The organism is Pseudoxanthomonas sp. SL93 (assembly GCF_026625825.1).
In the GTDB taxonomy this organism is placed as follows: Bacteria; Pseudomonadota; Gammaproteobacteria; order Xanthomonadales; family Xanthomonadaceae; genus Pseudoxanthomonas_A.
Genome location: NZ_CP113065.1, coordinates 1990205 through 2006481, shown reverse-complemented (window position 1 = coordinate 2006481; position 16277 = coordinate 1990205). Strand labels below are relative to the sequence as shown.

Genomic DNA, 16277 nt, shown 5'->3' with positions numbered 1-16277 from the left:
CGCACGCGCTCGTGCGACGCGCGCGACCTCACTCGTAGAACATCAGGAACGCCGCGCCCACGATCAGTGCGAAGGCCGCGTAGTGGTTCCACTTCAGCGGCTGGCCCAGGTACCAGGTGCTGAAACCCGCGAAGACCAGCAGGGTCAGGACCTCCTGGATGGTCTTCAGTTGCACCACCGAATACACGGAACTGCCCAGCCGGTTGGCCGGCACCATCAGCGAGTATTCGAAGAAGGCGATGCCCCAGCTGGCCAGGATCGCGATCCACAGCGGTGCCGTCTTGTATTTCAGGTGCCCGTACCAGGCGAAGGTCATGAAGACGTTGGAGGCCAGCAGCAGGAGCAGGGGCAGCAATCGGGCGGTCATGGGCGTCGGGCGGGAAGGGGACGGCGAAGCCTAGCCCCACTGGCGGCTGAATGGGTAATGGCGCCTTCACATGACGTGTACTGCCCGCCCGTTAGCTTCACAAACCTGAAGCCTACAAGGAGTCGTCATGCGCCACAGTCAGGAAACCGCGGGTCTGGTGTTGGTGGTCGAGGACAACCGCAACATTTCGGAGATGATCGGGGAATATCTGGAAGGCCGCGGTTTCGAGGTCGACTACGCCACCGACGGCCTGGACGGCTACCGGCTGGCGGTGGAGAACAGCTACGACGTGCTGGTCCTGGACCTGATGCTGCCCCGGCTGGATGGCATGGAGGTCTGCAAGCGCCTGCGCAACGAGGCGCGCAAGTCCACCCCGGTGCTGATGCTTACCGCGCGCGACACCCTTGATGACAAGCTGACCGGCCTCAGCTCCGGCGCCGACGACTACCTGACCAAGCCTTTCGCGATCCAGGAACTGGAAGCCCGCCTGCGCGCGCTGATCCGTCGCGAGCGCCGCCAGGTGGGGGCCGAAGTGCTGAAGGTCGCCGACCTGGTGCTGGACCCGGTCAGCATGCGCGCCACCCGCGGCGGCACCGAACTGATGCTGTCCCCCATCGGCCTGCGCCTGCTGACCATCCTGATGCGCGAGTCCCCGCGCGTGGTCACCCGGCAGGAAATCGAGCGCGAGATCTGGGGCAATGGCCTTCCCGACTCGGACACGCTGCGCAGCCACCTGTACAACCTGCGCAAGGTGATCGACAAGCCGTTCGACAAGCCGCTGCTGCATACCGTCCAGAGCGCGGGCTACCGCATCGCGGACATCGGCTGACCGGGGTGGTGGGGGCACGGCATAATCCGGCCCTCGCCTGACGGACGCGCCATGCGCCACGGACTGCCCCGCAAACTCCGCATCGCCTTCATCGTCCAGGCGGTGTTGGTCAGCCTTGCCATCGTGGTGGGCGTCTATCTGGTTTCCGCCGTCATCAAGCACAGCCTGATGAACACGGCACTGCAGGAAGAAGCGACGCACTTCTGGCAGCTGTACAGCGCCTCGACCGCACAGCCACCCCCCAACACGCACAACCTGCGCGGCTACCTGGTGGTGAAGGGGCATTCCAACCTGGTGCTGCCGGAAAACCTGCGCGAGTTGAAGCCCGGCTTCCACGAACTGAAGGCCGACGACCTGCTGGTGCTGGTGGACGAGCAGCCTGCGGGCCGCCTCTATCTGGTGTTCCTGCGCTCGCAGGCCGAACGGCTGGCGTTCTACTTCGGCACCGTGCCCATCGTCATGACGCTGGTGGCCATCTATCTGGTGTCGTGGCTGACCTATCGCTCCTCCAAGCGGCTGGTGTCGCCCGTGAGCTGGCTGGCCCGGCAGGTGGCCGAGTGGGATCCGCGACGGCCCGACGTCAGCGTGCTGGCGGCCGAGCGGTTGCCGGCGGATGTCCAGGGCGAAGCACGGCAACTGGCCTCGGCCCTGCACGGCCTGGCCCAGCGCGTGACGGCGCACGTCGCCCGCGAGCGCGACTTCACCCGCGATGCCAGCCACGAACTGCGCACGCCGCTGACGGTGATCCGCGTGGCCACCGACATGGCGATGGCCGAGGATTCGCCACCGCGCGTGGCACGGTCGCTGCAGCGCATCCAGCGCGCCGGGCGCGACATGGAGGCGGTGATCGATGCCTTCCTGATCCTGGCCCGCGAGGCCGAGGTGGAGCCGCAGAGCGAGGACTTCGACGTCGCCGACATCGTGCTGGACGAGGCAGAGAATGCGCGCTCGCTGCTGCTCAGCAAGCCGGTGGACCTGGAAGTCACCTGCCATGCGAAGCCACGCCTGCACGCGCCACCGCGCGTCTTCCAGGTCGTGGTCAGCAACCTGCTGCGCAATGCCTGCAGCTATACCGACCGCGGCCGCATCGACGTGGTGCTGGAGTCGGACCGCGTGATCGTGCGCGATACCGGCATCGGCATGGCGGCGGAGTCGATGACACGCGTGTTCGAACCGTTCTATCGCGCCGATCCCACGCGCCCACAGGGCAGCGGACTGGGCCTGTCCATCGTCAGCCGGCTGTGCGACCGCTTCGGCTGGAAGGTCGAGCTGGAAAGCGAACTGGGCCGCGGCACGGTTGCGACCATCCGCTTCGTTCCGTAGTCCCGGGTATTAACGGTTCCCAACGGGAACCGGACCGGTGCGGGCACTGTCAACCGACGTGCCTGTAGTACGTTACCCCTTCCGTCCTCCCCCTTTCCGAGCCGACTCACTGCATGAGCCAGCCTTCGCGCACTGCACCCCGCAAGAAATCCTCCCTGCTGCCCCGCGTGCTGACCGGCGCCGTCGTCGTGGCGCTCCTCGCCGGCGGCGCCTGGTACTGGAGTTCGCGCAATAGCGAGGCCGCCGAGAGCACCTATCGCACCGCCACGGTCGAGCGCGGCGACATCCGCGTCGCCATCTCGGCCACCGGCACGCTCAGCGCCATCTCCACGGTCACCGTCGGCAGCCAGATTTCCGGCCAGGTCACCGACGTGCTGGTCGACTACAACAGCGAGGTCAAGAAGGGCGAGGTGCTGGCCAGGATCGACCCCAGTACCTATGAAGCGCAGATCGCGCAGGGCAACGCGCAGATCGCGAACGCGCAGGCCAGCCTGCGCCAGGCACAGGCGACGCTGCGCAACGCCGAGCTGGACTACCAGCGCAAGGCGGATCTCGGCCGGCAGAAGCTGGTCGCGCAGAGCGACGTGGACCTCGCCCGCGCGGCCCTGGACCAGGCGCGCGCGCAGGTCAATGCCGGCCAGGCGCAGATCCGGCAGCAGACTGCCTCCACCCAGACCACCCGCGTCAACCTGGACCGCACCGTGATCCGGTCGCCGGTCGATGGCGTGGTGCTGACCCGCACCATCGAGCCCGGCCAGACCGTGGCCGCCAGCCTGCAGGCGCCGGAACTGTTCACCATCGCCGAAGACCTGTCGAAGATGAAGATCGAGTTGGCCGTCGATGAAGCCGACATCGGCCAGGTCAAGATGGGGCAGACGGTTTCGTTCACCGTGGATGCGTTCGCCGACCGCCAGTTCCGTGGCCAGGTGCAGCAGGTGCGCCTGTCGGCCACCACCACCAACAACGTGGTGACGTATCCGGTCGTGGTCAGCGTGGACAACACCGACGGCACGCTGCTGCCGGGCCTGACGGTCAATGCGGAGATCGAAGTCAGCAAGCGCGACAACATCCTGAAAGTGTCCAACGCGGCGCTGCGCTACAAGCCCACCGGGCAGGAAGCCGCGGCGACCGCGGGCCCGCCACAGCAGGCCGGACAGCCGCGCGGCGGCGGCGTCAGCGACGATCTGGTGCGCGTGGCGGGCACGTTGAAACTCAATGCGGACCAGCAGGCCGCGTTCGATGCCGCACTGACCGCGTTGCGTGAGCGCCAGGCCGCGCGCATGGCACAGGCGCGGCAGAACGGCGCCAGCATGTTCGGCGGGGGTCCGGGCGGCGGTCCACGCGTGGTCACGTCGGGGGCGGGCGGTGGCGCGATGCAGGCGCAGATCCGCCAGCGCATGGCCGAACGCATGCAGCAGGATTTCGCGCCGTTCCGCACCACGCTGGACGAGGCCCAGCGCCAGCGCTGGGATACCGAACTGCGTGCCCTGCTGGGCGCCAAGCGCGCGCCGCTGTACAAGCTGGTGGCCGGGAAGCCCGAACTGGTGCAGGTGCGCGTGGGCGCCAGCGACGGCACCAGCACGGAAGTCTCCGGCGACGTCAAGGAAGGCGACGTGGTGGTCGTGGGCGAGCGTGCGAAGGAATGAGTACGCAACCCGTCACCGCGTCGGTCCCGGTCATCCAGACGTTCGCGCTCAGCAAGGTCTATTCGCCGGGCAGCGAAGCCGAGGTGGTCGCGCTGAAGGGCGTGGACATGCAGGTGGGCCGGGGTGATTTCGTCGCCATCATGGGGCCGTCCGGGTCCGGCAAGTCCACGCTGATGAACCTGATCGGCTGCCTGGACACGCCCAGCACCGGCAGCTACCTGTGCGACGGCATCGACGTGGCCACGCTGGATGCCGAGGAACTGGCCGTCCTGCGCCGGGAGAAGATCGGCTTCGTCTTCCAGGGCTTCAACCTGCTGCCGCGCATGAGTGCGCTGGAGAACGTCGCCATGCCGCTGGGCTATGCGCAGGTGCCGTCGCACGAACGCGGCGAACGCGCGCGCGAAGCGCTCGCCGCCGTCGGCCTGGCCGAGCGTGCCGGGCACAAGCCCAGCGAGCTGTCCGGCGGCCAGCAGCAGCGTGTCGCCATCGCGCGCGCGCTGATCAACAGACCGCCCATCCTGCTGGCCGACGAGCCGACCGGCGCGCTGGACAGCAAGACCGGTGAAGAGATCCTGTCCCTGTTCAAGCGCCTGCGCGACGAGGACCACACGGTGATCCTGATCACCCACGATGCCGAAGTGGCCGCGCATGCCGACCGCATCCTGGTGATGCGCGATGGCGAGCTGCACGAAGACACCACCCATGCCGGGGGGCGCCCATGAAGTTCTCCGACATCCTGCGCACGGCCATCCATGCGCTGCGTGGCAACTGGATGCGCAGCGCGCTGACGTCGCTGGGCGTCATCATCGGCATTGCCGCCGTCATCGTGATGGTCTCGGTGGGCCAGGGCACGCAGGCGGAGATCGACAAGCTGGTATCCGGCCTGGGTTCGCAGCGCCTGGACATCAGCCCGGGCGCGGGTCGCGGTGGCGGCGGCGTGCGGATGAGTTCCAGCAGCTTCTTCACCCTCAACCTGGGCGACGTGGAAGCCATCCGCAGCGAGATCCCGGAAGTGCAGTACGTGGCCGGCGCCCTGCGCGGCAACACCCAGGTCGTCTTTGCCGAAAACAACGCCTCCACCAGCTGGCAGGGCGTGCAGGCGGATTTCTTCGACATCAATGGCTGGACGATGGCCAACGGCGAAGGCTTCGATGCGCAGGACTACTCCAGCGCCGGCAAGACCGTGATCCTGGGCGACACCGTGCGGCGCACGCTGTTCGGCGAAGACAGTGGCGTGGGCCAGACCGTGCGGCTGGGGCGCGTGCCGTTCACCGTGGCGGGCACGCTGGCGCCGAAAGGCCAGGGCGGATTCGGCCAGGACCAGGATGACGTGATCATGGTGCCGCTGGAAACCGCGCGCCGTCGCCTGATGGGCTCGATGGGCCTGCCGCCGGGCGCGGTGATGCAGGTGGCGCTGACGGTGGCCGATGCCAAGGACCTGAGTTACGTGCAGGGCGAAGTGGAAGCCCTGCTGCGCCAGCGCCACAGGATCGCACCTGGCGCGGAAGACGACTTCAACGTCCGCAACATTTCGGAAATCGTCGCCACGCGCACCGCGACGACCAAGCTGATGTCGCTGCTGCTCGGTGCGGTGGCCACCATTTCGCTGATCGTCGGCGGCATCGGCATCATGAACATCATGCTGGTGTCGGTGACCGAGCGCATCCGCGAGATCGGCCTGCGCATGGCGGTGGGCGCGGGGCCGAGCGACGTGCGCCGGCAGTTCCTGGCCGAAGCGATGCTGATCTCGCTGATCGGCGGCGTGCTGGGCATCGGCATCGGGGTGGTCGGGGCGTTGCTGGTGGGCAAGTTCAGCGAGCTGCCGGTGGCGTTGAACGGGCAGGTGATCGGGTTGGCGGCAGGGTTCTCGATCGCCACGGGGCTGTTCTTCGGCTATTACCCGGCCCGCAAGGCCTCGCAGCTGGACCCCATCGAGGCGCTGCGCTCGCAGTAAGCCGGCGGCGGATGGCGCAGCGCGATGGCGGGAGTATGCTGGACGCCCGTTGCGTCGTCGGGTGGCCCCTGCCATGAGTGCGCGTCAACTCCGCAAACCGCTGGCGCTCGCCATCCACGGCGGTGCCGGCGTGATCGAACGGAACGCGCTGGGGGCGGACGTGGAGCGCGCCATCCTGGCCGACCTGGAGCGCGTGCTGGATGCCGGCCATGCCGTGCTGGCCACCGGCGGTACCGCGCTGGATGCGGTGGAAGCCGCGGTGTCTATGCTGGAGGACATGCCCAGCTTCAACGCGGGGCGGGGTTCCGTGTTCACTGCGGACGGTCGACACGAACTGGATGCATCCATCATGGACGGCCACGGTCGTCGCGCTGGCGCGGTCGCCGGTGTATCCACCGTGCGCAATCCGGTGCGGCTGGCGCGACGGGTGCTGGAGGACTCGCCGCATGTGTTCCTCATCGGCGAAGGCGCGGAGCAGTTCGCCGACACGCAGCCCGGCATCGAGCGGGTCTCGAACGACTGGTTCGACACCGAGGTGCGGCGGGAGCAGTTGCGCCAGGCCCAGCAACGCGAACAGGCGGCCTGGCATGCCAGCCAGGACCTGCGTGGCCAGTACTTCGGCACCGTCGGCGCGGTCGCACTGGATGCCTACGGCCACGTGGCGGCCGCCACCTCCACCGGCGGCATGACCAACAAGCGCTGGGGACGGGTCGGCGACTCGCCCCTGATCGGTGCCGGCACGTGGGCCGATGCGCGTTGCGCCATTTCGTGCACGGGCTGGGGCGAGTACTACATCCGCAATGCGGTCGCGCACGATATCGCCGCCCGTGTGGCCTACCGTGGAGATCGCCTGCAGGCGGCGGCCGAGGACGTGATCCTGGGCGAGGTGCCCGCGCATGGCGGAGATGGCGGTGTGATCGCGCTGGACCGCGACGGCAACCTGGCGCTGGTGCTGAATACCACGGGCATGTACCGCGGCTGGGTGCGCCCGGACGGTTCGCGCGGCACGGCCATCTACCAGGAGCCCTGAGACGTGGTGATGCCGAGCGGCGCCGAGGCGCCGGGCCTCGACCTGGAAACCTACCGCCAGCTCCGCGCACAGGCATTGCGCCTGTGCCGTCGTGCGCAGGATGCGGAAGACCTGGTGCAGGACACCCTGTTGGCTGCGCTGCTCGCCGGTCGCCATGATCTGCCATGGCTGAGCGGCGTGCTTCGCCGGCAGGCGGCCCTGGCCGCGCGCAGCGGCGTGCGTCGTCGCCGGCGCGAGGCGGACGCCTTGTCGCCCGCGCCGGAATGCGACGATGCCGCGCATTCCCGATACACCCCGGAGGCAACGCGGCCCGCCTGGCTCGACGCACTGCCACCGTCCGCGCGCAGGCTGGCGGTGCTCGCGCTGCACGGCCTGTCGGCCGATGAGATCCGCTGGATCCTGCGCATCGAACCCACGGCGTTCCGCCAGCGCCTCACCCGGATCCGCAAGGCACTGGCCGCGCAGTCAGCCTCGGCACGCGCGGAGAGCGTGGCACTGGCGTACCTGCGGGATCCTGCGCGCAGCGTCGACCTGCAGTTCGGGCTGGCACGGCGTGCGCTGAAGGCGGCCATGCGCGTGGGCGAGGGGTTGGGAACCCACGATGGCGACGGCCACCTCATCCTGATCGATGCGGGTGCTCACACATCGCGCCTTGGCGGCAACGGATAGACGGGACCAACAAAGGAGGATTTCCCATGCTGACCCATTGCAAGGTAGGCGCCATCGTTTTCTTCGTCTCCGACCTGGCGCGCGCGGTGGCGTTCTATGCCGACACGCTGGGGCTGCCCATCCAGCCACTCGATGGCCATGACGGACCCTGTGCGATGGGCGAAGTCGGGGGACTGGTGCTGGTGTTCATTCCGCGACCGGCGCGCGCCGGCGAATCCCCGGTGGTCGTCTTCAGTCTTGATGGCGGCATCGACGATTACGCCGACGCGCTGGCGGCGAAAGGCGTGGAGATCGTCGTGCCGGTAAGCGAATCCCCCGATGGCGGACTGTCGATGGATTTCCTCGATCCGGATGGCAACGTCTTGAGCCTGCACCAGCCACCCGATGCGGTACGGCGGCGCTGACATGCGTGGTCTCGTCGCGGGATTGCGGTGGTCGATGTCCGCGGGAATCGCGCGTTACAGGCCGGTTGCGGGCAGGGCGTCGATGCCGGTGGCTTGAAGATCACTGGCACGAAGGTGCGCCTTCGTCGCGCAGGTCACCATGGCGGCACACGTGGATGCACTCGCGGTGGAACGGGGGGTGCGACCGTCGGGCGCGGTCGCACGCCCTGTCACGCCCCACGAGAATGTATCGAGATCGTTGACGGGGTGGTGGGAGGACGCCGCATGCCCCTTCGCATGTCGACTCACAGTCATGACGCGTTGGCCACCGGTGCCATCGGTACGTGCTTACCTGCTCACGGAAATACCCAAAAATGTGAGCTGAAAAACCGTATCTAGAACGAAAATTACCGGATAGATTCGGTCCGCCGCGCCGCTTTGCGCGGTAACCACAACACGCGGGGTCGAATCGTTCTATGAAGAAGAATCGCATGGCGGTATGGGTGGGCATGGCGCTCGTGGCAATGGGCATGACGCAGGCGGCCAGTGCAGGCGGCAGGCCCGATCTGGTGATCAAGGGATTGAAAGCAGGGCATCCTCATGCCGCCGGCGAGCTGCTGGTGAAGTATCGCGATGGCGCCGTGTCGGCCGACCGCGAGGCCGTGGTGCATGGCTTGGGTGCACGGAAGCTTGAGACGGTACGCCGTGGCAATGGCCGCAATGGCGAGATCGCGCTGCTCAAGCTGCCCGCCAACGTCGACCTGTCCGCCGCCGTGCAGGTGCTCAGCGCCGATCCGGCCGTGGAATATGCCGAGCCGAACTGGACATACCAGCACAACGCCGTCTCCAACGACACCTATTCCACCAATGGTTCGCTGTGGGGCATGTACGGTGACGCCGGCACCCCGGCGAACGTCTACGGCTCGCAGGCGTCCGAAGCCTGGGCGTCCGGTCATACCAGTTGCGGCAATGTCGTGGTTGGCGTGATCGACGAAGGCATCTACTACAACCACGAAGACCTGGCGGCCAATATCTGGACCAATCCGTACGATCCAGTCGATGGCGTGGACAACGACGGCAACGGCTACGTCGACGATGTGCGCGGCTGGGATTTCGATGGCAACAGCAACGACATCAATTCCGGTGGCGCCAACGATGACCATGGCACGCACGTGGCCGGCACCATCGCCGGTGTTGGTGGCAATGGCAAGGGCGTGGCAGGCGTCTGCTGGAGCGGCGCCAAGCTGATCAGCGGCAAGTTCCTGGGTCGCCGTGGCGGCAGCACCGCGAATGCCGTCAAGGCGCTGGACTACTTCACCGACCTCAAAACCCGCCATGGGCTGAACCTGGTAGCGACCAACAACTCGTGGGGCGGTGGGGGCTACTCGCAGGCCCTCAGCGATGCCATCGACCGCGCCGGTCAGGCCGAGATACTGACGATCGTCGCGGCCGGCAACGACAGCGTCAATTGCGAAGGCAACACGTCGGGCGCCTGCTATCCGGCGTCGTATCCGAATGCGGGCATCATCTCGGTGGCGGCGTTGCGTTCCACCGGCGCGCTGGTCTACAACTATGGCGCCACCACCGTGGACCTGGGTGCGCCGGGCTATGGCATCTGGTCGACGGTACCCAAGGCGTCCAAAGGCAATCTGATATCGGGTTACGCCAGCTACAACGGCACCTCGATGGCCACGCCGCACGTGACCGGCGCGGCCGCGCTGTATGCGTCCACGCGACCCGGTTCGACGGCTGCCGACATCAAGGCCGCCATCCTCAACGCGACGGTGCCGACGCCGTCACTCCAGGGCAAGACGGTCACCGGCGGCCGCCTGGACGCAAGCGGGTTCTGATCGTCGCGTTCAACCCGTGCGCCATGACAGCGAAGCCCGGCAGTGCCGGGCTTCGTTTTTTGCGTCGGAGGGTTTCATTCTTCCGTTTCAGCGGACGTATGGCGCGATCGCGCGCTTCCAGATCGCATAGCCGGCGGCATTCATGTGCAGGCGATCTTCGATGAACAGCGTTTCATCGGGTTGTCCGGTCGCGTCCAGCATCGGCGTGAAGATGTCGATGTAGTCCACCCCCAGTCGCTTGGCTTCGGCCTGCACCAGGGCATTGGCCTCCCGCTGCGCGGGCAACAGTCCGGCACGTGACGGACTGGGTTTGGTGCTGATGTAGGCGATCCTGGTATCCGGCAGGTCGCGGCGCACGCGCTGGACGAAGGCGCGGAAATCATCGCGCAACTGCGCCGGCGTGCGGCCTGCGTTGAGGTCGTTGTCGCCGGCATACAGCAGGATCTGGCGAGGCGCGTACGGCACGATGATGCGGCCGGCATACCAGGTGCTGTCGCGCAGTTCCGAACCGCCGAAGCCCCGGTTGATCACCGGTAGGTGGGGAAAGTCCTGCGCCAGTGTCTCCCAGAACCGGATCGACGAGCTGCCGATGAACAGGACAGCCCCGCGTGGTGGCGGCGATAAGGCGTCAGCGGCCTCGAAGCGCCGCATGTCCTGTTCCCAGTCCGCATTGGATACCTGTTCCGGTACCTGCGGTACGGGCACGGCAGCAGGTACCGGGCCGGCAACGGGCGGGGGCGCGCCGGCGCAGGCCGCCAGCAGCGCCGCCAGCGCCAGGGAGAGCAGGGCAAGCCAGCACGATGTCGGGTAACGGGGAGGCATCAACGCTCCAAAGGAAGGAGGGGCGACCAGTGGACCAGCGGGACCGGCTGGATGCAAACCGCCATTGCCATGCGGGTACACGCTGGGAAAGGGTCCCTTGTGGCAAAATTGCCGCTCCTCATGCCCCATCCCACCCTTGGCACCGTCCGCTGGTCGCCCCGGCGCGGATGGCGCCGCTCCTTCACTTTGTCTGTTGACTGTCTGTACCCATGGCCGACGAAACCGGACACCTCCCCCGCGGCCCCTCCCGCATCCTGAAGGCGACGGTCTGGTCGATGCAGGGTCTGCGTGCGGCATGGCTGCATGAATCTTCGTTCAGGCTGGAGGTCTACCTGCTGCTGGTCATGGGGCCGCTCGCGCTGTGGCTGGGCCAGACCGGGCTGGAGCGCGCGCTGATGATCGGCAGCTGCCTGCTGGTACTGGCGGCCGAACTGCTGAACTCGGCGGTGGAAGCGGTGATCGAACGCTACGGTCCCGAGCACCATGAACTGGCCGGTCGCGCCAAGGACATGGGCTCGGCGGCGGTGTTCGTGCTGATGATGAACGTCCTGCTGTGCTGGGGCCTGATCCTGGCGCCGCGCTTTTTCTGAACCACGCTCTTACGAACTGATCCCAAGAAGGTGTTTTGACGATGATGGAATTGCTTACCGATCCACAGGTGTGGATCACGCTGGTCACGCTGAGTGCGATCGAGATCGTGCTGGGCATCGACAACCTGGTCTTCATTTCCATTGCCGTCAGCAAGCTGCCACCGCACCAGCGCGAAGTTGCGCGCAAGTTCGGCATCGCGGTAGCGTGCATCACCCGCATCCTGCTGCTGCTGACACTGGCGTGGCTGGCGGGGCTGACCAACGACCTGTTCACGCTGTTCGGCCAGGGCATTTCGGTGCGCGACCTGGTGCTGATCATCGGCGGCCTGTTCCTGCTGGTGAAGGGCACCAAGGAAATCCTGGAACTGGTGAAGGGTGAACCGGATTCGGAGGACGTGCACACGCGTCCGGCCGTGTCCTTCGCCGGCGTGATCGCGCAGATCGCCGTCATCGACATCGTGTTCTCGCTGGACTCGGTGATCGCCGCGGTCGGCATGGCCAACCACACCCCGGTGATGGTGGCGGCCATCCTGCTGGCGGTGGTGGTGATGCTGGTGGCCGCCAAGCCGCTGGGCCACTTCATCGACAACAACCCGACCATCAAGATGCTGGCGCTGGCCTTCATCGTGGCGGTGGGTGCCTACCTGCTGCTGGACGGCTTCGAGATGCACATTCCGAAGGGTTATCTGTACGGCGCGATGGGTTTCTCGGCCGTGGTGGAATGCCTGAACCTGTGGGCGAAGAAGCGCGCCAACCGGCGCATGCTGCGCGAGTAAGCAGTCGCAGCCGCTGCACGCCTGGAAGGGCTTCCCGTTCGCGGGAAGCCCTTTTTGTTTTCACTCCTTGCTAACGAACCGTCATCCGACGGCAATGCGAGTCGACAGCGCTTGCGCCTGCTGGGGCAAGGTGCTGCAATCATGGCCATATCGTCCCACTGGAGATTCCTCCCATGCGTCTGTGTTCGCGCTTGCTGTTGTTGGCCATGCTGGCCTTCGTGTTGTCCGGGTGTGGTTACAACACCATCCAGCAGAAGGATGAAGCAGTGAAGGCCGGCTGGTCGGAGGTGCTCAACCAGTACAAGCGCCGGGCCGACCTGATCCCCAACCTGGTCAAGACCGTGCAGGGGTATGCGCAGCAGGAACGCCAGGTGCTGACCGACGTGACCAATGCCCGCGCGCGCGTCGGCCAGATCCAGGTCAACGCCGACGATGCGGCCTCGCTGCAGCAGTTCCAGCAGGCGCAGGGTGAACTGTCCGGCGCGCTGTCGCGCCTGCTGGTGGTCACCGAGAATTATCCGAACCTGAAATCCGACCAGTCCTTCCGTGACCTGCAGGCACAGCTGGAAGGCACGGAAAACCGCATCACTGTGGCGCGCGGCCGCTACATCCAGACGGTGCAGGACTACAACACCTACATCCGCCAGTTCCCGCAGGTGATCACCGCCAAGATCACCGGAGCGAAGGAAAAACCGAACTTCACCGTCGAGAACGAAGCGGCCATTTCCGACGCCCCGTCGGTGGATTTCGGTACGCCGCCACCGGCCGCTCCGGCGCCGCCGCAACCCCCGGCCCCGCAGCCGGCCCCGTCGTCGCCGCCCAGCAACTGACCGGCCCCTACGCGCCATGATGCGTGCGCTGGCGCTGTGCCTGCTGTTGTGCTGCGCGCTTGCGTGGGCGCAGCAGCTGGCCGGCATCCCTCCGCTGGATTCGCCGGTGGTCGATACCACCGGCACGCTGGACGCCGCCCGCAAGCAGCAGCTCGAACAGCAGGCGGTGGCGCTGCAGCAACGCAAGGGCAGCCAGTTGCAGGTGTTGATGGTGCCCACCACGCAACCGGAAACCATCGAGCAGTACACGCAGCGCGTGTTCGACCAGTGGAAACTGGGCCGCAAGGGCGTGGATGACGGCGTGCTGCTGCTGGTGGCGAAGGACGACCGGCGCGTACGCATCCAGCCCGGCTACGGACTGGAAGGTGCCATCCCCGACGCCATCGCCAACCGTGTCATCCAGGAATACCTGGCGCCGAAGTTCCGCGCGGGCGACTTCGGCGGCGGCATCGGCGACGCGACGGCGACGCTGGTGAGGCTGATCGATGGTGAGGCCCTGCCCGAACCCGTCAGCACGCACCCGGTGTCCGGCGAGGGCGGGAAGGGCGGCGGGATGCTGTTCGCGGCGTTCGCGGCTTTCATCGTCGCCACCATCGTGCGCGGCATGTTCAGTCGCTCGCCGGCCGGCATCCGCGGGCTGTTCACCGGCGGCGCGGCCGGAGGTGTCGCCCTGTTGCTGTCATCGATGCTCGCGGTCGGCGGCATTGCCGGCGTGCTGGGCCTTCTCTATGGCCTGATGTCCGGCTCCACCCGCGGCGGATACGCGCGCCACCGGGATTGGGGGGGCTGGGGTGGCGGAGGCGGCGGCTGGGGAGGCGGTGGTTTTGGAGGTGGGGGCGGCGGCTTCGGTGGAGGCGGCTGGGGCGGTGGTGGTGGCATGTCCGGAGGCGGTGGCGCCTCGGGGAGCTGGTGATGCGTATCTTCCGCCATCTGTTTGCCCGCTCGGCGCGCCGTCTGTTCCCCGAATCGACCCTGCACCACATCACCGAGGCCATCGCCGAGGGCGAGCGCCGGCACCGCGGCGAAGTGATGTTCGCGGTGGAATCGGATCTGCCGGTGAGCGCGGTGCTGGCCGGCGTGGAGCCGCGCGAGCGGGCGCACGAGGTCTTCGTGCGGCTGCGCACCTGGGACACCGAAGCCAACAACGGCGTGCTGATCTACCTGCTGCTGGCCGACCATCGCATCGAGATCGTCGCCGACCGGGGCTTGAACGGCCTTGTCAGCGACGCGCAGTGGCGGGACGTCTGCCATCTGATCGAAGTCGGGATGGGCGAAGGCCGGGCGGAGCAGGCCGTCATCGCCGGCATCCGCGCGGTCTCGGACCTGCTGGCGGTGCACTTTCCGCAGCTCGAGGGGCATGTGGACGAGGACGAACTGCCCAACCGGCCGCATCTGCTGGACTGAGCAAGCGCTGGTCGCGATCCCCGGGAGGTTCGCGGTCATCCAGGGGCGGTCCGGCTGGGGCAAAATAGCCCATCCCCACCGGCCACGCCGAGGCGCATGATCTACCTCCACCAGATCGATCCGATCATCTTTTCGCTGGGCCCGGTCAAGCTGCACTGGTACGGGCTGATGTACCTGCTGGCCTTCCTGACCGCCTGGTGGCTGGGCCGCTCCCGCGCCATGCAGGGCCGCCTGCCAGGCGTGGACGCCAACGCCTTCTCCGACCTGATGTTCTACGCGATGCTCGGCGTGGTGCTGGGCGGCCGCATCGGGTACGTGCTGTTCTACGGATTCGACGGCTTCCTGCAGAACCCGCTTTCGATCTTCAAGGTGTGGGAAGGCGGCATGAGTTTCCATGGCGGCCTGCTGGGCGTGATGGCCGCCGCGCTGTGGTGGTCGCGCAAGCATCGGCTGCACTACTTCGACACCATGGATTTCGTGGCGCCGCTGGTGCCGGCAGGCCTGGGCTTCGGCCGCATCGGCAATTTCATCGGTGCGGAGCTGTGGGGCAAGTACACGCAGGCGGGCTGGGGCGTGATCTTCCCCACCGACCCCCGGCTGCGGGCGCTCACGCCTTCGCAGCTGCAGGCCGAATACGCCGCTGGCGCATTGGACCAGTTCGCCCGCCATCCGTCACAGCTGTACCAGGCGCTGCTGGAAGGCTTGGTGATGTTCGTGGTGTTGTGGACGGTGTCGCGCAAGCCGCGGCCGCGCTACACCGTCTCCGGCCTGTTCGCGCTGATGTACGGCGTGTTCCGCTTCATCGTGGAGTTCGTGCGGGTGCCGGACGAGCAGCTGGAATACCTCGCCTTCGGTTGGCTGACGATGGGCCAGGTGCTCAGCATGCCGCTGATCCTGCTGGGCCTGTACCTGCTGTGGCTGTCGCGCCGCGCGCCGACCCTGTACCCCGTCACTCCCGCGCCGGCCGCCGGCAAGGAAACCGCATGAAGCCGTTTGCCGGAGGCGAAGCATGAAGCAGTACCTCGACCTGCTGCGCCACGTACTGGAGCAGGGCAGCGAGAAATCCGACCGTACCGGCACCGGCACGCGAAGCGTGTTCGGGTGGCAGCTGCGTTTCGACCTGGCCGAAGGTTTCCCGCTGGTCACCACCAAGAAGCTGCACCTGCGCTCGATCGTGCACGAGCTGCTGTGGTTCCTGAAGGGCGAGACCAACATCGCCTACCTGAAGGACAAAAAGGTCAGCATCTGGGACGAATGGGCCGATGCCGAAGGCGAACTCGGCCCGGTCTACGGCAAGCAGTGGCGTCGCTGGGCCACCGCCGACGGTGGCGAGATCGACCAGATCAGGTGGGTGGTCGACGAGATCAAGCGCAACCCGGATTCGCGCCGGCTGATCGTGTCGGCCTGGAACGTGGCAGACCTGCCGAAGATGGCGCTGATGCCCTGCCACACGATGTTCCAGTTCTACGTGGTGGACGGAAAGCTCAGCTGCCAGCTTTACCAGCGCAGCGGCGACATCTTCCTGGGCGTGCCATTCAACATTGCCAGCTATGCGTTGTTGACCCACATGGTGGCGCAGGCCTGCGGGTTGGGTGTCGGCGACTTCGTGCACACGCTGGGCGATGCGCACCTGTATTCGAACCACTACGAGCAGGCACGCGAGCAGTTGTCGCGCGAACCGCGCGCGCTGCCGAGGTTGCACCTCAACCCCGAGGTCACCGACCTGTTCGCCTTCACCTACGACGACATCGAGATCCAAGGTTACGACCCGCACCCGGCGATCAAGGCGCCGGTGGCGGTCTAG

General features: G+C 66.9%; 18 protein-coding genes. 16 read left to right on the top strand and 2 right to left on the bottom strand.

The genetic code is table 11. The features are described 5' to 3' along the window. Nucleotides 1–28 precede the first annotated feature (28 nt). Nucleotides 29–367 carry a DMT family protein gene (locus OVA13_RS09585; RefSeq protein ID WP_267790265.1) on the bottom strand — a complete coding sequence of 113 codons (339 nt, stop codon included), beginning with the start codon at nucleotides 365–367 and terminating at the stop codon, nucleotides 29–31. A gap of 127 nt (nucleotides 368–494) precedes the next feature. Here OVA13_RS09585 and OVA13_RS09580 point away from each other — a divergent pair, with 127 nt between their 5' ends. From OVA13_RS09580 to OVA13_RS09540, 9 genes are all read left to right on the top strand, one after another. Beyond that, entirely contained in the window at nucleotides 495–1196 is a 702-nt protein-coding gene (locus tag OVA13_RS09580) for a response regulator transcription factor (RefSeq protein WP_056879702.1), read from the top strand. Between the two features lie 51 nt (nucleotides 1197–1247). Beyond that, nucleotides 1248–2519 (top strand): sensor histidine kinase, encoded by a 1272-nt coding sequence (locus OVA13_RS09575; RefSeq protein ID WP_267790264.1) that lies wholly within the window; start codon nucleotides 1248–1250, stop codon nucleotides 2517–2519. Nucleotides 2520–2632: 113 nt separating this feature from the next. Next, nucleotides 2633–4165 carry an efflux RND transporter periplasmic adaptor subunit gene (locus OVA13_RS09570; RefSeq protein WP_267790263.1) on the top strand — a complete coding sequence of 511 codons (1533 nt, stop codon included), beginning with the start codon at nucleotides 2633–2635 and terminating at the stop codon, nucleotides 4163–4165. Continuing rightward, nucleotides 4162–4887 carry an ABC transporter ATP-binding protein gene (locus tag OVA13_RS09565; protein WP_267790262.1) on the top strand — a complete coding sequence of 242 codons (726 nt, stop codon included), beginning with the start codon at nucleotides 4162–4164 and terminating at the stop codon, nucleotides 4885–4887. Before OVA13_RS09570 ends, OVA13_RS09565 begins: the two co-directional genes overlap by 4 nt. Then, complete coding sequence (locus OVA13_RS09560; protein WP_267790261.1) at nucleotides 4884–6119, top strand: ABC transporter permease; 1236 nt, start codon at nucleotides 4884–4886, stop codon at nucleotides 6117–6119. Before OVA13_RS09565 ends, OVA13_RS09560 begins: the two co-directional genes overlap by 4 nt. A 73-nt stretch (nucleotides 6120–6192) precedes the next feature. Next, complete coding sequence (locus OVA13_RS09555; protein WP_267790260.1) at nucleotides 6193–7149, top strand: isoaspartyl peptidase/L-asparaginase family protein; 957 nt, start codon at nucleotides 6193–6195, stop codon at nucleotides 7147–7149. A gap of 3 nt (nucleotides 7150–7152) precedes the next feature. Continuing rightward, on the top strand, nucleotides 7153–7818 hold the full coding sequence (locus OVA13_RS09550) for an RNA polymerase sigma factor (RefSeq protein ID WP_324288193.1): 666 nt from the start codon (nucleotides 7153–7155) through the stop codon (nucleotides 7816–7818). 26 nt (nucleotides 7819–7844) lie between these two features. After that, nucleotides 7845–8222, top strand: coding sequence for a VOC family protein (locus tag OVA13_RS09545; RefSeq protein WP_267790259.1), 378 nt, complete (start codon nucleotides 7845–7847; stop codon nucleotides 8220–8222). Between the two features lie 455 nt (nucleotides 8223–8677). After that, nucleotides 8678–10051: a S8 family peptidase gene (locus OVA13_RS09540; protein ID WP_267790258.1), complete on the top strand. Its 1374-nt coding sequence runs from the start codon at nucleotides 8678–8680 to the stop codon at nucleotides 10049–10051. 87 nt (nucleotides 10052–10138) lie between these two features. Here the strand turns inward: OVA13_RS09540 and OVA13_RS09535 are convergent, their stop codons facing one another. Then, nucleotides 10139–10837 carry an SGNH/GDSL hydrolase family protein gene (locus OVA13_RS09535; RefSeq protein WP_267793497.1) on the bottom strand — a complete coding sequence of 233 codons (699 nt, stop codon included), beginning with the start codon at nucleotides 10835–10837 and terminating at the stop codon, nucleotides 10139–10141. A 245-nt stretch (nucleotides 10838–11082) separates the two neighbouring features. Between OVA13_RS09535 and OVA13_RS09530 the strand changes: the two genes are divergently transcribed. The 7 genes from OVA13_RS09530 to OVA13_RS09500 all read left to right on the top strand — a co-directional run bounded on the left by OVA13_RS09530 (nucleotide 11083) and on the right by OVA13_RS09500 (nucleotide 16277). Next, on the top strand, nucleotides 11083–11463 hold the full coding sequence (locus OVA13_RS09530; RefSeq protein ID WP_267790257.1) for a diacylglycerol kinase: 381 nt from the start codon (nucleotides 11083–11085) through the stop codon (nucleotides 11461–11463). 41 nt (nucleotides 11464–11504) lie between these two features. Next, nucleotides 11505–12239, top strand: a complete 735-nt coding sequence (locus tag OVA13_RS09525) for a TerC family protein (protein WP_267790256.1) — start codon at nucleotides 11505–11507, stop codon at nucleotides 12237–12239. Between the two features lie 173 nt (nucleotides 12240–12412). Beyond that, nucleotides 12413–13069, top strand: a complete 657-nt coding sequence (locus OVA13_RS09520) for a LemA family protein (RefSeq protein WP_267790255.1) — start codon at nucleotides 12413–12415, stop codon at nucleotides 13067–13069. Nucleotides 13070–13088: 19 nt separating this feature from the next. Beyond that, complete coding sequence (locus OVA13_RS09515; protein WP_267793496.1) at nucleotides 13089–13982, top strand: TPM domain-containing protein; 894 nt, start codon at nucleotides 13089–13091, stop codon at nucleotides 13980–13982. Continuing rightward, nucleotides 13982–14473, top strand: a complete 492-nt coding sequence (locus OVA13_RS09510) for a TPM domain-containing protein (RefSeq protein WP_267790254.1) — start codon at nucleotides 13982–13984, stop codon at nucleotides 14471–14473. Before OVA13_RS09515 ends, OVA13_RS09510 begins: the two co-directional genes overlap by 1 nt. A 96-nt stretch (nucleotides 14474–14569) precedes the next feature. After that, a complete protein-coding gene (lgt, locus tag OVA13_RS09505) occupies nucleotides 14570–15460 on the top strand; it encodes a prolipoprotein diacylglyceryl transferase (protein WP_267790253.1) in 891 nt (296 codons plus the stop codon). Nucleotides 15461–15482: 22 nt separating this feature from the next. After that, nucleotides 15483–16277 (top strand): thymidylate synthase, encoded by a 795-nt coding sequence (locus OVA13_RS09500; protein WP_267790252.1) that lies wholly within the window; start codon nucleotides 15483–15485, stop codon nucleotides 16275–16277.

Excerpts from the sequence above, each read along its gene's own strand:
- OVA13_RS09585 (WP_267790265.1), bottom strand. The coding sequence starts at position 367 with ATGACCGCCCGATTGCTGCCCCTGCTCCTGCTGCTGGCCTCCAACGTC.
- OVA13_RS09580 (WP_056879702.1), top strand. The coding sequence starts at position 495 with ATGCGCCACAGTCAGGAAACCGCGGGTCTGGTGTTGGTGGTCGAGGAC.
- OVA13_RS09575 (WP_267790264.1), top strand. The coding sequence starts at position 1,248 with ATGCGCCACGGACTGCCCCGCAAACTCCGCATCGCCTTCATCGTCCAG.
- OVA13_RS09570 (WP_267790263.1), top strand. The coding sequence starts at position 2,633 with ATGAGCCAGCCTTCGCGCACTGCACCCCGCAAGAAATCCTCCCTGCTG.
- OVA13_RS09565 (WP_267790262.1), top strand. The coding sequence starts at position 4,162 with ATGAGTACGCAACCCGTCACCGCGTCGGTCCCGGTCATCCAGACGTTC.
- OVA13_RS09560 (WP_267790261.1), top strand. The coding sequence starts at position 4,884 with ATGAAGTTCTCCGACATCCTGCGCACGGCCATCCATGCGCTGCGTGGC.
- OVA13_RS09555 (WP_267790260.1), top strand. The coding sequence starts at position 6,193 with ATGAGTGCGCGTCAACTCCGCAAACCGCTGGCGCTCGCCATCCACGGC.
- OVA13_RS09545 (WP_267790259.1), top strand. The coding sequence starts at position 7,845 with ATGCTGACCCATTGCAAGGTAGGCGCCATCGTTTTCTTCGTCTCCGAC.
- OVA13_RS09540 (WP_267790258.1), top strand. The coding sequence starts at position 8,678 with ATGAAGAAGAATCGCATGGCGGTATGGGTGGGCATGGCGCTCGTGGCA.
- OVA13_RS09530 (WP_267790257.1), top strand. The coding sequence starts at position 11,083 with ATGGCCGACGAAACCGGACACCTCCCCCGCGGCCCCTCCCGCATCCTG.
- OVA13_RS09525 (WP_267790256.1), top strand. The coding sequence starts at position 11,505 with ATGATGGAATTGCTTACCGATCCACAGGTGTGGATCACGCTGGTCACG.
- OVA13_RS09520 (WP_267790255.1), top strand. The coding sequence starts at position 12,413 with ATGCGTCTGTGTTCGCGCTTGCTGTTGTTGGCCATGCTGGCCTTCGTG.
- OVA13_RS09515 (WP_267793496.1), top strand. The coding sequence starts at position 13,089 with ATGCGTGCGCTGGCGCTGTGCCTGCTGTTGTGCTGCGCGCTTGCGTGG.
- OVA13_RS09510 (WP_267790254.1), top strand. The coding sequence starts at position 13,982 with ATGCGTATCTTCCGCCATCTGTTTGCCCGCTCGGCGCGCCGTCTGTTC.
- lgt (WP_267790253.1), top strand. The coding sequence starts at position 14,570 with ATGATCTACCTCCACCAGATCGATCCGATCATCTTTTCGCTGGGCCCG.
- OVA13_RS09500 (WP_267790252.1), top strand. The coding sequence starts at position 15,483 with ATGAAGCAGTACCTCGACCTGCTGCGCCACGTACTGGAGCAGGGCAGC.